Origin of the sequence: Morganella morganii (genome assembly GCF_041099235.1) — a bacterium.
Classification (GTDB): domain Bacteria; phylum Pseudomonadota; class Gammaproteobacteria; order Enterobacterales; family Enterobacteriaceae; genus Morganella; species Morganella morganii_E.
Window position 1 is genome coordinate 27,132 of record NZ_JBFZSO010000005.1, and the last position, 14,597, is coordinate 41,728.

At 52.5% G+C, this 14,597-nt stretch carries 13 protein-coding genes; 3 read left to right on the forward strand and 10 right to left on the reverse strand.

Translation table 11 applies throughout. The features are described from left to right. Positions 1-35: 35 nt before the first annotated feature. On the reverse strand, positions 36-1,304 hold the full coding sequence (locus tag AB7038_RS10005) for a NupC/NupG family nucleoside CNT transporter (RefSeq protein ID WP_072870604.1): 1,269 nt from the start codon (positions 1,302-1,304) through the stop codon (positions 36-38). Between the two features lie 130 nt (positions 1,305-1,434). On the opposite strand from AB7038_RS10005, the gene deoD reads away from it, so the two are divergent. Beyond that, positions 1,435-2,142: a purine-nucleoside phosphorylase gene (deoD, locus tag AB7038_RS10010; protein WP_072870151.1), complete on the forward strand. Its 708-nt coding sequence runs from the start codon at positions 1,435-1,437 to the stop codon at positions 2,140-2,142. Positions 2,143-2,214: 72 nt separating this feature from the next. Here deoD and AB7038_RS10015 read toward each other — a convergent pair whose 3' ends face one another. Continuing rightward, positions 2,215-2,724 carry a hypothetical protein gene (locus AB7038_RS10015; protein WP_024474923.1) on the reverse strand — a complete coding sequence of 170 codons (510 nt, stop codon included), beginning with the start codon at positions 2,722-2,724 and terminating at the stop codon, positions 2,215-2,217. A gap of 337 nt (positions 2,725-3,061) precedes the next feature. Here AB7038_RS10015 and AB7038_RS10020 point away from each other — a divergent pair, with 337 nt between their 5' ends. Next, a complete protein-coding gene (locus AB7038_RS10020) occupies positions 3,062-3,547 on the forward strand; it encodes a DUF4822 domain-containing protein (protein ID WP_186723606.1) in 486 nt (161 codons plus the stop codon). Positions 3,548-3,599: 52 nt separating this feature from the next. Here the strand turns inward: AB7038_RS10020 and AB7038_RS10025 are convergent, their stop codons facing one another. The 4 genes from AB7038_RS10025 to AB7038_RS10040 all read right to left on the reverse strand — a co-directional run bounded on the left by AB7038_RS10025 (position 3,600) and on the right by AB7038_RS10040 (position 9,596). Then, positions 3,600-4,760: an MFS transporter gene (locus AB7038_RS10025; protein WP_369453242.1), complete on the reverse strand. Its 1,161-nt coding sequence runs from the start codon at positions 4,758-4,760 to the stop codon at positions 3,600-3,602. Positions 4,761-5,043: 283 nt separating this feature from the next. Further along, positions 5,044-5,904, reverse strand: coding sequence for an alpha/beta hydrolase (locus AB7038_RS10030; protein ID WP_369453243.1), 861 nt, complete (start codon positions 5,902-5,904; stop codon positions 5,044-5,046). A gap of 313 nt (positions 5,905-6,217) precedes the next feature. Further along, positions 6,218-8,299 carry a TonB-dependent receptor domain-containing protein gene (locus AB7038_RS10035; RefSeq protein WP_369453244.1) on the reverse strand — a complete coding sequence of 694 codons (2,082 nt, stop codon included), beginning with the start codon at positions 8,297-8,299 and terminating at the stop codon, positions 6,218-6,220. A gap of 292 nt (positions 8,300-8,591) precedes the next feature. After that, the gene (locus tag AB7038_RS10040; RefSeq protein ID WP_369453245.1) at positions 8,592-9,596 is read right to left on the reverse strand and encodes a substrate-binding domain-containing protein; all 1,005 of its coding nucleotides are present in this window, start codon (positions 9,594-9,596) and stop codon (positions 8,592-8,594) included. 98 nt (positions 9,597-9,694) lie between these two features. Between AB7038_RS10040 and AB7038_RS10045 the strand changes: the two genes are divergently transcribed. After that, the gene (locus AB7038_RS10045) at positions 9,695-10,027 is read left to right on the forward strand and encodes a tRNA-binding protein (protein ID WP_369453246.1); all 333 of its coding nucleotides are present in this window, start codon (positions 9,695-9,697) and stop codon (positions 10,025-10,027) included. A 36-nt stretch (positions 10,028-10,063) separates the two neighbouring features. On the opposite strand, the gene AB7038_RS10050 is transcribed toward AB7038_RS10045, so the two are convergent. The 4 genes from AB7038_RS10050 to galE form a co-directional block, all read right to left on the reverse strand. Further along, a complete protein-coding gene (locus AB7038_RS10050; protein WP_369453247.1) occupies positions 10,064-11,134 on the reverse strand; it encodes a galactose-1-epimerase in 1,071 nt (356 codons plus the stop codon). Positions 11,135-11,145: 11 nt separating this feature from the next. Beyond that, positions 11,146-12,300 (reverse strand): galactokinase, encoded by a 1,155-nt coding sequence (gene galK, locus AB7038_RS10055; RefSeq protein WP_369453248.1) that lies wholly within the window; start codon positions 12,298-12,300, stop codon positions 11,146-11,148. A 13-nt stretch (positions 12,301-12,313) separates the two neighbouring features. Then, positions 12,314-13,366, reverse strand: a complete 1,053-nt coding sequence (locus AB7038_RS10060; protein WP_369453250.1) for a UDP-glucose--hexose-1-phosphate uridylyltransferase — start codon at positions 13,364-13,366, stop codon at positions 12,314-12,316. A gap of 73 nt (positions 13,367-13,439) precedes the next feature. Continuing rightward, a complete protein-coding gene (gene galE / locus AB7038_RS10065) occupies positions 13,440-14,456 on the reverse strand; it encodes a UDP-glucose 4-epimerase GalE (RefSeq protein WP_369453251.1) in 1,017 nt (338 codons plus the stop codon). Positions 14,457-14,597 lie beyond the last annotated feature (141 nt).

Genomic DNA, 14,597 nt, shown 5'->3' on the forward strand with positions numbered 1-14,597 from the left:
TTCAGATTGTTTCGGAAAATCAGATAACAAACTCTTTATCCACCGATAAACAGCCCGGCAATCGTGGCCGCCATCAGGTTGGATAACACCCCGGCGACCAGTGCTTTCATCCCGAGGGTGGCAATTTCTTTGCGCCGGTTCGGGATCAGACTGCCGATACCGCCGATAGCAATCGCCACCGTACCGAAGTTGGCAAACCCGCACAGGGCGAACGAGAGGATGATTTGTGTCCGCTCAGTCATCGGCAGACCGGTGGCAGCCACGACTTCATTGCCTTTCAGGTATTCCGCCAGATTGGCATAAGCAAAAAATTCATTGATAACAATTTTCTGCCCGATAATGGCACCGGATGTCAGCGCTTCATTCCACGGAATACCCATCAGCCACGCCAGTGGTGACAGCAGATAGCCGAGGATCAGTTCCATGCTCAGATCCGGCAGGCCGAACCAGCCGCCGACACCACCGAGCAATCCGTTTAACAGTGCCACCAGGCTGACAAACGCCAGCAGCATTGCGCCGACTGCCAGGGCCATATTCAGGCCGTTAATCGCCCCTTCCGCCGCCGCATCAATAATATTCGCCGGACGGTTTTCCTGCACCGGTTTGGCGTTGGATTCATCGGCAGTCTGCTGTGTTTCCGGGATCATCAGTTTGGCAAACAGTAACCCGCCCGGTGCCGCCATAAAGGAAGCAGCCAGCAGATATTCCATTTTCACCCCCAGCGAAGCATAGCTCACCAGCATAGTACCGGCGATAGATGCCAGCCCGCCGCACAGCACGGCAAACAGTTCAGAGCGGGTCATACTGCCGAGATACGGTTTAACCAGCAATGGGGCTTCCGTCACGCCGAGGAAAATATTGGCCGCTGAGTTCATCGATTCCGCACGGCTGGTTTTCAGCAGACGCTGTAACGCCCCGCCTACCCAGCGTACGAGGATCTGCATAATCCCCAGATAATAAAGTACCGCTGACAAGGCAGAGAAAAAGACAATAATCGGCAATACCCGCAGCGCGATAACAAACCCGCCGCTGCCGAAGATCTCAAACATTTTGTCAGAGACCAGGCCGCCGAAAATAAAAGAGGTCCCGGCATTATTGAAGTTGATCACCGTGGTGACCGCTTCCGCCATCACAAATAAAACGTGCTGCCCGGCCGGGGAATAGAGAATTAATCCGCCCAGCGCCAGTTCAATGGTAAAAGCCAGTACTACCGTGCGCAGATTAATAGCGCGGCGGTTTTCAGACAGTAAATAACCTATTCCCAGCAGTACCACGATCCCGAGAATGCCGATTGCTGTATTCATATGTGTAATCCGGTAAAAACCCTGAGTGAAAAATCCGCCGGCAGCGGCGGCATAAAAACCAAACCGTGTTAACATGCTGACCAACAAATACCGACCCTTCACACGGTTTGATTGAGAGGAGAGTGCTTTTATGGCAGTTGCAATTCAGGCAAGCGCAAACGATTTCGCAGAAACCATCATTATGCCCGGAGATCCCCTGCGCGCCAAGTTTATTGCTGAACATTATTTATCGCAGGCGCGGGAAGTAAACAGCGTCCGCAATATGCTGGGTTATACCGGAGAATACAAAGGCAAACGAATTTCGGTGATGGCTCACGGCATGGGTATCCCCTCAATCTCAATGTATGCGTATGAGCTGATTCAGGATTTCGGTGTGAAAAACCTCATCCGTATCGGCACCTGCGGCGCAGTGCGGGATGATGTGTCACTGATGGATGTGGTGATCGCCATGGGCGCAAGTACCGATTCCAAAGTGAACCGTGACCGTTTTTACGGCAACGATCTGGCGGCACTGGCAGACTGGCACCTGCTGGCATCTGCGGTGAAAACCGCTGAGCGTCTGCAGTTACCGGTCAAAACCGGTAATGTGTTTACGGCAGATCTGTTTTACACCACCCGCCCGGAACTGTTTACCGTGATGGAGCAGTACGGGATTCTCGGGGTGGATATGGAAGTCGCAGGGCTGTACACCGTCGCGGCGGAGCTGGGGGCACGGGCACTGGCGATCCTCACTACCTCTGATCATATTAAAAACGGCGGTAAACTGACTATCGATCAGCGCCAGAATGCGATGCATAATATGATTGAGCTGGCACTGGAAACCGCGCTGACACTCTGACAGCAGCAATTTTTTATCCGCAAAGCAAAAACGCCCTCATCAGAGGGCATTTTTGTTTGTTCATGACAGTGGTTACTGTGCGGCGTTGTTAACCGGCAGAATTTCCATAATGCCTGCGCGGACATAATACTGCTGGCCGGATGCGGCCGCCGGTGCATCACCCGCCATTTTCGCCAGCGCTTCTTTTGGCGTTGCAGTGGATAATGAAGACTGATACAGCGTGTTGCCGTTCATATCACGGACACTGGCGCGGACAAAATACTGTTTGCCGTCTTTACTGACTGCCGGGGCATCCGCGCTCATTTTTTTCAGGGCTTCACCCGGAGTGGCAGTGGTCAGTGCTGACTGAAAGACCGGTGCACGGTTGTAACCACCATTATGATATCCGCGGTTATTATGATAACCGCGTCCGTCATGGTTGCCGCGCATCATATGACGACCGCCGTTACCGTCGCAGTTGCCGTAGCCATTCATATACTGACCATTCTGCTGCGGCTGATTAACCGGAGCCGGTGCTGCGAAAGCGGTCATACCCGCACCTAATAAACTCAGTCCGATAACACCTGCAATGATCTTTTTCATATTAATATTCCTTTTGAGTTAATTTTCTGAAGCACTGTTTTGCTGTTGGCGCTATCATTGCTGATGCCGGTATATAAGACAATCCGTTTTACCCTTTCTGACGGTGAAATCATAATCCCTGCACAATTCATCATAATTTCTGCACAGTTCTTCATTTTTCCTCCACATTTCAACCTTTTTGCACGACGAAAGATGTGTCAGAAATGACGATAAAATTTAATCAGCTTTATACTTCCTTACATAAAAAATGAGCTGACAAGATTAATCTCCGTATTATTGATAACAGGTATTGTTATCACTAAAAAAGACAGTAAACAGAACAACCTGAGGAACTGACATGAAAAAAACAACAATGATTGCCGGTATCATCGCAGCGGCGTATTCCTTTTCAGCACTGGCGGCCACCGCGGATGCTCAGGTAAAACCCCTGACAGCCACGGCACAAAAAGCCGCAAATACTGCTGATTATCTGATTGGCAAAACCTGGGTAACGACAGAGGCACTGGATCAGGACGGTAAAGCCATTCCGGCCACCGATGAAAGTGTGGCGGGCTTCTTTGGTCTGGCTAACTATGAAAAAGACGGTTCCGTTAAGATGTACACCCCGGAAGGAAAGCTGAAATTACAGGGTGACTGGTCCTTCAGCGCAGACGGTAAAACCCGGACGCTGACCGGTAAGAATGATAAAGGGGAAGTGCTGTTTACCCGCGTGGTGGAAAATATCAAAGTGACGCCGGATGAATATATTTACCGCGTCTATCCGAAACCGGATGATAAAAGTCATTATGCAGATATTGTCCACAAACCAAAATCCGCAGAATAAATACCGATGTACAAAAATGCCCTCAGTGAGGGCATTTTTCTTTCCGGCGGTATCAGCTTGCCAGAATCCGGGATTTGCGGCGTACCGCAGAAAGCAGCATATAAATCGCGGTGGAGAGCAGCACAATAAAGAAGAAATTCATAATGCCGTCCGGCTGTTTCATAAACTGTCCGGCCACCAGCGGGCCCACCGCCGACCCCACGCTGTAGCAGAACAGCATCACCTGAGTAGCCGCCACAATCACATTCGCGGTGAGTGTGTCACATGCCAGTGTGATTGCCACCGGATACAGGGCAAAGGAAGACATCCCCAGCAGTGTCAGCGCCACCACCATCACCAGATAGTGGCCGGAGAGATAAATCATTCCCATCGCAAATACCCCGGCGAGAGAGACCATCGCCAGCAATAATACTTTGCTCATGCGGGAAGATAATTTGCTGATCACCGGCTGAATAATCATCCCGCCGAGGATAATGGCCGCCATCAGGCCGCCGACCTGTTCGGTATTGTAATGTTTTTCCTGCAATGCCAGCGGCATCAGCCCGTAAATGGTGCCCATCACAATACCGGAGGTCATACAGCCGACCATCGCCGGTTTACTCAGACGCAGGATCTGTTTCAGGGATAAGCTTTTATGTCCGCCGTGACACACCGGCTGTGCTTTAGAGAACAGCGGCGGCAGCACGGCGGCAAACAGCAGCACCATCACCACCGCAAACGGTACGACACCCGCCGTTCCGAATACGCCGATCGCCAGCTGACCCAGCGTGGTGCCGCCGTACAGTGCCGTCATGTAGAAACTCAGGCGTTTGGCGCGGACCGCCGGGTTATCGCCAATCAGCAGCCACGATTCAATCACCACAAAAATACCGGCAACCGCTACCCCGGCCAGCATCCGGGAGGCCAGCCACGCACTGAGATCAGTATAAAACGGCAGAACCGCCACCGTTGCCGCCAGTGCCAGCACAAAGAGAATAAAGGAACGGCGGTGACCGATACGGGCAATCACCGGCTCAATCAGCATCGAACCGAGTAATAAACCAATATAGTAAGCACTGGCTAACCAGCCTGCGTAATCGGTACCGATGGCAAAATGCCCCAGCGATAACGGGATCAGGCTCATCAGATAACCGGATGCAATCGCAAATAACGTCAGACCTGCGACAGGGATTAACACACTGTCAGGACGCGGCGTGCGGATGCTGTGACTCACTGCTTTTCTCCACCTAAAACAAAAAAATCAAAAAAACATGACGCTGCTTTTTTTCTCAGGCTGTTTCATCGCCAAAATGGTTGATGACGGGTCATCGATAGAAGCAGTGGATTGTGAATTTATGTCTGAAACGGAGCGGAATATAGCCCCTTGTGAGGGAAAAATGAAATCAAAAAAACTAATGGCTGCGAGTAGTTTTTGTTATGGAAGGAAATAACAGAGGAATATGGGGGTTCCCCTGTTATTTGCGGTATTTTTACATGCAGATTAACAAAAAAATAACTTATTTTTCCTTATCCACCGGTAATAATGAAATCACCGTTTCCAGCGCATCGGGGATAACGCTGCCGTGTGACTTTCCGGGGAAGATCCGGAACTGACACTGTTTGTCCCGCAGTTGTAACTGCTCACAAACTTCCCGCGCGGTAATGTCACTGTAGCGGACGGACAGATTGTGTTTTTGTTCTTCACTCATTTTGCTCAGTTCGGGTTTTTCTTCCAGTCCGCCCTGAGTGATAGTCAGCCGGATATCCGCCGGGAGGCGATCAAATCGTTCCGCTGTCATATAAGTGCCATTCCCCCACCAGAGGGACGGGCTGGCACTGATGTAATCGGTAAATAAACCGGGTTCATCCGTGGCTGTCCGCAGCACAAACAGCCCGCCGAGGCTGTGGCCGAAGAAGTAGCGGCGGTCGTTAACAGAATAGTGACTGCTCACCCACGGAATCACCTGTTCACGGATAAATTGCCGGAAAGGCAGTTCGCCGCCGCCTGCGGCAAATTGTTCACCGGTTGCGGGCGGTGTGTAATCAAAGGTGCGGGTTTTCGGGTAAGCCTGATCTGAGGGATAACCGATCCCCACCACCAGCGGCAGCGGCCGTTTTTTACCGGCGCTGAGCCGGTTAATCATCATCGGAAACTGACCGTTACCATCGAGCATATAAAGTACGGTGTACGCCGTTTGCGGCTGTTTAGGCTGCGCGATAAAGAGGCGGTAGTGACGCTCACCCTGCTGCATCTCATGGTGCGTTACCGTGAACTGTTGTTGTGCCGCTTCAGTGAGCGGTGTGATTTCCTGCGAGGGCCGTGCCATCAGGGGGGATACCGCCATCATGCAACAAATCACCATTATTTTTTTCCACATCCTGACTCCGTGAAAACTCGTTTTACTACAGTGCTCCGGCTGATACCACGCAGAACGAAAAGGCGCTGACACGTCCCTGCCCGCAAAATCTGCGTCATCTCCGGAAAGAATAAGACCATCTTCTTTCAAACCCGGGCGGCGGGATAACCGGCAAAGCGGAAAGACGCTGACACATCCTTGTTCGCGAAATCTGCTGAATCATCCGGTTTGTGGCATGCGGCAAAGTGAGGATATCCCCGGGAGCATACATTAGTATGTGACCGGGGTAGCCGAACGAAGCCAACGCCGCCACAGGGCGAAGGATGACGCGTAATCAGAAATTCAGTTTCAGATTAGCCCAATACCGGCGCCCTTCATCGATCTGCCAGTTCCCGTTAGTATCGATATCATCCCCTTTCTCATTGGCGATGTTCAGTACGGCAAGGTTCAGCAGCGCATTTGGCATGACCTGGTAGGTCATCCCGAGGTCGAGGGTGGTGATCCCGCTGCGTTCACGCGGCTGTTTTGCCCCGTTACGCTGTGCTGCCCAGACTTGTTTACCGGTGTAGCTTGCCTGAGTGTAGAAGTTCATATCAGGGCGGTACTGCCAGTCAAGTCTGGCATTTGCCATATGACGCGGTGTCATTTCCAGCGGTTGTCCTTTCAGGGATTTGCCGTTGAGTTTTTCGTCGTCACTCTTACGTTCTGAATCGGTGAAAGTGTAGTTCAGGTTCAGATTCCATTTTTCTGCCACCGGAATACGGGAAGCCATTTCCACGCCACGGATATTTGCTTTACCCACGTTGTCGTAAACAAATTTGTTCAGGCCGGTGATCGGATCTTTCTCTGTGCCGTCCTGATAGCTGGTGAGTTTGTTTTTAAATTCGGTGTTAAACAGTGTCGCGCTGACGGAAAATCCGGATTCATGGTCATAAGCAATACCCAATTCTTCCGTCACGCTGGTTTCCGGTTTCAGATCCCGGTTACCGTACATGACCGCGTTACCGCCCTGAGTGGACGTCCCGAAGTTCGGACTGAGTTCACGCAGTGTCGGGGCACGGAAGGCTTTTGCCACACCACCTTTGATGGTGATTTCATCCGTCAGTTTATAGACGGCATAGGCACGCGGGTTCCAGTGCTTACCGTAGAACTCGTGGTCGTTCATACGCAGACCACCGGTCAGCGTCAGGTCATCAGTTACACTGAATTCATCTTCTACAAACAGAGCTTTTTGATCCACTGATACCGATTCGCTGGCGTAAACAGGTTGTAATTTTGTGCCGCCTTTCCCGTCAGGAACGCTGATAGAATCTGTGACGGAATCATCTTTCAGTTTGGCGTACTGGTATTGTCCGCCCAGAGTCAGGATATTAGACGGCAGGAATGCAGTGACTTTTCCATCAACAACCGTGTTCGTAATTTCCGGCTGACGATGGTCATAAGCCATATTCCATGTTTCATTACCCATCTCACGTGTGCCGGTACGGGTTTTCCGGATAGTATTTTCCTGGTAGACACTGAGTTCGCTGTTGATCTCATCCCAGTCACCTTTCCAGGTTAATGCCCAGTGGTTGCGGTTATTATTAGTTTCCAGCTTATCTTTAGCCTGATTGGTAATAGTCCCGAAGTTGGCAGAATCAGCAATCGATTTCCCCGGGGTAGATGTATGCTCCTGTGTACTGCGGCCAACTTCCGCAAGGAATTTCTGCCCTTCGATCGGCGTAAAGGCCAGTTTGGCGGTGATATTTTTATCGTCTTTACGCGGCGTACCTTCCTGAAGATGGTCTTCACGGCGATAGTTCATCCCGCCGTAAACCTGTAACCCCAGTTTATCTTTAATCAGCGGCCCGGAGACATAGAAATCCGTATTTGCGGAGTTACCGTAATCTTTACTTTCCTGAATAATACCGCCCATACCCATTGAACCGTGCCATTCGTCTGCCACTGCTTTGGTGATGATGTTAATCACACCACCCATCGCATCAGAACCATACAGCGAGGACATCGGTCCGCGGATCACTTCAATACGTTCAATAGCTTCCACCGGCGGGATAAACCCGGCTTCGTAACCGCCGCTGCCGTTCGGGCGGGATTCACGGCTGTTCTGACGACGACCATCCACCATAATCAAGGTGTAATCCCCGGACAGGCCACGGATACTGATATCCGGCTTCAGACTACCGCCGATCACACTGACACCTTCCACATCTTTCACCATGTCAATCAGGTTGGCAGCCGGTTTATTTTGTAACTGCTCCTTGGTGATAACGGTGATACTCGCCGGTGCATCGCGCATTTCCTGCGCAAAACCGGAAGCGGTAACCACGATGGTATCATCTTTATTTTCAGCATAAGCGGTGGTGGCCGCTGACATAACAGCAACAGCAAGCAGTGAGCGTTTGAATGAGGCGTTCATATTATTCCCTGACTGGATTGATATTTTTTATTTGAAATATTAAATGAGAATGATTAATCCTATCATTGATATGTGCTATTGAGAATATGATCACAAATGAAAATTATTATCATCATGATGATAAATTGCTGTAACATCGTTAAACCGGAAAGTACAGCTGGAGAGTAAACAGCAGGAATGAAAGTCGCAGGACAAAAAAAATGCTGCAAATTCAGGTGAATTTGCAGCCTTCTAACAAAGTACCAAAGTAAATAGTGAGGGATAACTAATAAATAAAATTAACACATTCTCGTCAGGAAAATCTGCTCATCACCGAGTGGCGGAGAACCAGAGTCGGTGTGTAACACGGCGGACAAAACGGCAGCGCCTGTGAGGACGCTAATGCCAGTGCCAGCTGTGTTGCTGTCTGAGCCATCAAGTCAACAGGATAACGTATTGTGGTCAGACGGGGTTGGATATATCGTGCGATCATGCTGTCATCAAAACCAATAACAGAAATATCTTCCGGTGCGCGCAGCCCGTTTGCCTCAATCACCGACAACGCCCCCGCCGCCATAAAATCATTGTATGCCACCACCGCCGTCACCGGCAGTGAAAGGGATAACACCGCACTCATTGCCGCTTCCCCGCCCTCTGCCACCGGTTCACCAACGGCAATGTAGGCCTCCGGCAGCTCACAACCGGCTTCTGCCAGCGCATCTCTGTATCCCGCCAGCCGTTGCGCACTGTCTTCAATGGTGTGTGATGATGATAAGCAGGCAATATGGCGGTGTCCCTGTTTCAGCAGATATTGTGTGGCAAGCTGAGTTCCGCGCCGGTTATCCAGGGCGACGCAGCGGTTTTCCAGTCCCGGGATCATACGGTTGATAAACACCATCGACGGCATTTCCGCCGCATAGCCGCGCAGTTCTTCATCACTCAGTGCCTTGGCATGGATCACACAGGCATCACAGCGGCTGTTCATCAGCAGTTCAATACCGCGCCGTTCATCCTCCTGCCGGTGATAGCCATTGCCGATTAGCAGGTGTTTCCCGTGCTGATGCGCCACGTCATCTGCAGCTTTGACCAGCGAGCCGAAAAACGGATCGGATACATCCCCCACCAGCACACCGACAATATCACTGCTCTGGCTGACCAGCGCCCGCGCCGCCGCATTCGGGCGGTAAGCCAGCTCCTTCATGGCTGCCTGAACCGCACGGATGGATTCCGCCCCCGCTTTTGGTGACTGATTGATAACCCGCGAGACCGTTGCCACTGATACTCCCGCCAGTTTCGCAACATCTTTAATGGTTGCCATTTACCGCTCCGTTATTGTTTTGTGATCCCGGTACTTGCCATCCGGTGTAACTCTGCTAATTTTTATTATCTTTTACTAAAATTTTACCGGATTTTACTATGGACACTGTCGCTTACCCTGATTTCGCTAAACTGGAGATCCGCACCGGCCGGATCACCGATGTCAAACGTCACGAAAATGCCGATAAACTCTATATTGTTCAGATAAATATCGGTGACCGCTCACTTCAGACCGTCACCAGTCTCGTGCCGTATTATACAGAGGAAGAGTTACTGCATAAGCAGGTCGTGGTGCTGTGCAATCTGCAAAAAGCCAAAATGCGCGGCGAAACCTCTGAATGTATGCTGCTGTGCGCCGAAACCGATGACGGCTCAGAAAGCGTCCTGCTGGCTCCGGAACGCGTAATGCCTGCCGGTGTCCGTATTGTCTGATAAAGCAACAGTGGCTCATCGTTGTGAGCCACTGATTTAAAACACAAACCGGTATACCGTCACACTCTCCCGCTGTTCTCCCGGCGCTGAAATTCCCCTGGCCGCATCCGGCCAGTGCGGGTGATTCGGCCCGTCCGGAAAATACTGGGTTTCCAGCGCCAGCCCGGCATAATCCTGATAATCGCCGTGTTTTCCCGGCTGACCGCCGAGATAATTACCGGTATAAAGCTGTATGCAGGGCATGGTGGTAGCCACTTCCAGACACACATCCCCCGCCGGTGACCAGTACGCCGCAACAGTCTGTTTACCATCACACAATGCCGGATCCGGCACAAAGGCGTGATCAAAGCCTTTTGTCTGCTGTTGTGCCGCCTCAGACATAAAACCCTGTGACAGCGCCCTGCGGGTGCGCAAATCAAACACAGTGCCGGCCACCGGGCAGAGCGAGCCATCCGGTAAGTTATCTGCATTCAGCCCGAGCCGTTTGTCCGCCCGGATCTGCATATCCCCTTCTGTCACCTTCACGCCGCTGCTTTCGCCGGCAAGGTTAAAGTAAGCGTGATTGGTCAGGCTGACCGGACAGGCTTTGTCTGTTTGTGTCCGGTAAGTCAGCCGGACCTCGTTTTCCGGGGTCAGCTGATAAGTGACTTCGGCGCTGAGATTGCCCGGAAAACCCTGATCACCGTCCGGTGACTGCAGAGAAAATGTCACGGAATCTCCTGAGCGGCGGCGGATCTGCCAGCGCCGGTGACTGAAGTTATCGGTTCCTCCGTGCAGACAGGTGCGACCTTCATTGCAGGCGAGCGGATAAAACTGCCCGTTCAGGGTGAAACCGCCGCCCGCAATCCGGTTGGCAAAGCGCCCGACCGTCGCGCCGAAATAGGCGGTCTGACGGGCAAATCCGACACTGTCCGCTACACCGCATACCACATCCCGTATGCCGTCCGCCAGCGGCAACTCACAGCTGAGCCAGGTCGCGCCGGTATCGGCAATACTGATGCGCATACCGTTGCGGTTGGTCAGCACCACGATCTCCGCCGGTCTGCCGTCTGTGGCCGGTTCCGTTGCCAGCGCCCGTTCATACGGACGCTGCTGCATATGTGTCATATTGCCTCCGGTCAGCGGATCACACCGGCACCGTCACTGGCACGGCAGACATAAATATCCGCCGTCAGGCCGGTGATTGAGGTGTAATGTGCGTTAATCGCCTCTGTAACCTGTGCGACATGTTCCGGTTTCACCAGTGCCACCACACAACCGCCGAAGCCGCCGCCGGTCATGCGGACACCGCCTTCGAGACCAATCACATCACCAATGATCGCGACCAGCGCATCAATTTCAGGGACAGTGATTTCAAAATCATCACGCATGGAGTGATGGGATTCCGCCATCAGCTGGCTGAGGCGCGGTAAGTCCCCGTCTTTCAGCGCTTCCGCCGCTGCCAGGGTACGGATATTTTCGCTGATCACATGACGGGCCCGTTTCGCGGTCACCGCATCCAGCTCATGAGCATGCGCGGCGAACTGTGCCATTGTCACATCCCGCAGCGCCGGCACACCGAAGAATGCCGCTGCCGCCTCACACTGATGCCGCCGGGTGTTGTATTCGCTGTCCACCAGCCCGCGTTTTTTGTTGGAGTTAATAATCATCACCACACTGTTTTCCGGCATGGCAACCGCACGGGTCTCCAGGCTGCGGCAGTCGATCAGCAGTGCGTGTCCGGCTTCACCACAGGCCGAAATCAGCTGATCCATAATGCCGCAGTTACAGCCGACAAACCGGTTCTCCGCCTGCTGCCCGTTCAGGGCAATGACTTCGCGGCTGACGGGTAAGTCATACAGGGCTTTAACGGTCTGACCGATCACCACCTCCAGCGAGGCGGAACTGCTCAGACCCGCGCCCTGCGGCACATTGCCGCTGACCGCAATATTCATCCCGCCGAACACAAAACCGCGCTCCGCCAGATATTTGATGACGCCGCGGATATAATTCGCCCACAATTTATTGTCGCGGTATTCGATCGGTTGTGAGAGATCAAACTCATCACGATCATTATCATAGTCCGCCGCCACCACACAGACCTTCTGATCCTCACGCCGCGAGGCCGCCGCCACGGTGCCGAAATCAATGGCACACGGCAGAACAAAACCGTCGTTATAATCTGTATGTTCGCCAATCAGATTCACGCGGCCCGGTGCCTGAATCAGCATGTCAGGGGATGCGCCGAAGCATTGCTCAAAGGCATTCTGTGCCTTGCTGATAACTGTTTTCATCGGAAACCTCAGATTATAAAGGGGTTTTAAAATGGTGGTCGCTGACCGCACGCAGCCGCTCTGCGGCCTGCTCCGGTGTCAGGTCACGCTGGCTTTCCGCCAGCATTTCATAGCCGACCATAAATTTGCGCACGGTTGCGGAACGCAGCAGCGGCGGATAATAGAGCGCATGTAACTGCCAGTGATCCAGCGGTTCGCCCTGCTGGAAATACGGGGCAAAATGCCAGCCCATCGAGTACGGAAAAGCGCAGCGGAACAGGTTATCGTAGCGGCTGGTGAGTTTTTTCAGTGCAACGGCAAGATCATCCCGCTCCGCCTCTGTCATGGCGTCCATCCGGGTAATAACGCGGTGTTTCGGCAGCAGCATGGTTTCAAACGGCCACGCCGCCCAGTACGGCACGACTGCCAGCCAGTGTTCCGTTTCTGTCACAATCCGGCTGCCGTCTTTCAGTTCCGCCCGGGCGTAATCCAGCAGCAGGTTGCTGCCGTGCTGCCGGGAATAGTCACGCAGCAATCCGTCCTTGCGGCTCAGTGCATCAGGCAGAAAATCACTTGCCCAGATCTGACCGTGCGGGTGCGGCTGCGAGCAGCCCATCAGTTCCCCTTTATTCTCAAACAACTGAACCCAGAGGTATTTCTCCCCGAGCTCCTGTGCCTGCGCCTGCCAGGTATCAATGACGGCACGGATTTGTGCCACCGGCAGTTCCGGCAGGGTTTTGCTGTGATCGGGGGAAAAACAGAGCACGCGGCTCAGCCCGCTGACGGCCTGAGTCTGAAATAACGGACTGGTATTTTCCGGCTGTGTGCAGGGCTGCGGTCTCAGCGCGGAGAAATCATTCTGAAAAACATAGGTGCCGGTGTAAGCAGGATTAATATCGCCGCTTACCCGGGTATTTCCCGGACACAAAAAGCAGTCCGGATCATAAGCCGGTAAGTCCGCCACATCAGCGACTTCATCTCTCCCCTGCCACGGGCGCTTTGCCCGGTGAGGAGAGACTAAAATCCACTGTCCCGTTAACGGGTTATAGCGGCGGTGAGGGCAATCAGACGGATCAAAAGTCATCATAGACACAATTCTCTCTGACGATGAAACGGGTTAGCGATGATTGTCCTCAGGCGTTACCGGTTTTCGTCTTTCGTCAGTCTGCGTAACCTTCCGGGTTCTGCTGCTGCCAGCGCCAGGCATCCTGCGCCATATCATCAACAGTACGGACGGCGCGCCACTGCATATCACGGGCCGCTTTATCCGGGCTGGACCAGCACTCGGCGATATCCCCCGGACGGCGGTCGCAGATAGCATACGGGATCGGTTTACCGGCCGCTTTACTGAACGCCGCGATCATTTCCAGCACACTGGTGCCTTTGCCGGTGCCCAGGTTATAGATATGCAGCCCGGAAGACTGTGCCACGGTTTTCAGTGCCGCAACATGGCCGTCTGCCAGATCCATCACATGGATATAATCACGCACCCCGGTACCGTCTGGTGTAGGGTAATCGTTTCCATAGATACTGACTTTTTCACGGCGGCCGATAGCAACCTGAGTGATATATGGCGTCAGGTTATTCGGGATACCTTTCGGATCTTCACCCATCGTGCCTGTCGGATGCGCACCGACCGGGTTGAAATAACGCAGCAGTGACACAGACCAGTCATTATCTGCGATCAGCACATCATTCAGAATGCGCTCAACCATGTATTTACTGGTGCCGTAAGGGTTTGTGGTGTTACCGATAGCGGATTCTTCGGTGATCGGCACACTGGCCGGGTCGCCGTAAACAGTGGCGGAAGAGCTGAAAATAATCCGTTTTACCTGTGCCCGCTTCATGCTGCGCAGCAGAACCAGCGTGCCGTTGATATTGTTATCATAATATTCAACCGGTTTTTCCACGGATTCACCCACGGCTTTCAGGCCCGCAAAGTGAATCACCGCATCGATGCGGTGTTTGGCAAACACGCTGTCAAGAAAGGCTTCATCACGGATATCCCCCTGATAAAAAACAGGTTCTTTTCCGGTAATTGCGGTGATCCGCGCCAGAACTTTGGCATTGGCGTTACACAGATTATCCACAATAACCGGTATCATGCCTGCATTCATCAGCTGTACGCAGGTATGGCTGCCGATATAGCCCATACCGCCGGTGACAAGAATTTCCACATATACCTCTCAGGCTTTGTAATGTATTCAGAGAAAACCAAAGTATAACGTGAGGACGGGGAAGATTCTAACCATGAATAGTTTTTGAGTCTGTGATACTGATCTGATTTGTGTAAACGTTTACACCAATGCGCTGAATGG

Excerpts from the sequence above, each read along its gene's own strand:
- AB7038_RS10045 (WP_369453246.1), top strand. The coding sequence starts at position 9,695 with ATGGACACTGTCGCTTACCCTGATTTCGCTAAACTGGAGATCCGCACC.
- AB7038_RS10050 (WP_369453247.1), bottom strand. The coding sequence starts at position 11,134 with ATGACACATATGCAGCAGCGTCCGTATGAACGGGCGCTGGCAACGGAA.
- AB7038_RS10040 (WP_369453245.1), bottom strand. The coding sequence starts at position 9,596 with ATGGCAACCATTAAAGATGTTGCGAAACTGGCGGGAGTATCAGTGGCA.
- AB7038_RS10030 (WP_369453243.1), bottom strand. The coding sequence starts at position 5,904 with ATGTGGAAAAAAATAATGGTGATTTGTTGCATGATGGCGGTATCCCCC.
- AB7038_RS10035 (WP_369453244.1), bottom strand. The coding sequence starts at position 8,299 with ATGAACGCCTCATTCAAACGCTCACTGCTTGCTGTTGCTGTTATGTCA.
- deoD (WP_072870151.1), top strand. The coding sequence starts at position 1,435 with ATGGCAGTTGCAATTCAGGCAAGCGCAAACGATTTCGCAGAAACCATC.
- AB7038_RS10005 (WP_072870604.1), bottom strand. The coding sequence starts at position 1,304 with ATGAATACAGCAATCGGCATTCTCGGGATCGTGGTACTGCTGGGAATA.
- AB7038_RS10060 (WP_369453250.1), bottom strand. The coding sequence starts at position 13,366 with ATGATGACTTTTGATCCGTCTGATTGCCCTCACCGCCGCTATAACCCG.
- AB7038_RS10020 (WP_186723606.1), top strand. The coding sequence starts at position 3,062 with ATGAAAAAAACAACAATGATTGCCGGTATCATCGCAGCGGCGTATTCC.
- galK (WP_369453248.1), bottom strand. The coding sequence starts at position 12,300 with ATGAAAACAGTTATCAGCAAGGCACAGAATGCCTTTGAGCAATGCTTC.
- AB7038_RS10015 (WP_024474923.1), bottom strand. The coding sequence starts at position 2,724 with ATGAAAAAGATCATTGCAGGTGTTATCGGACTGAGTTTATTAGGTGCG.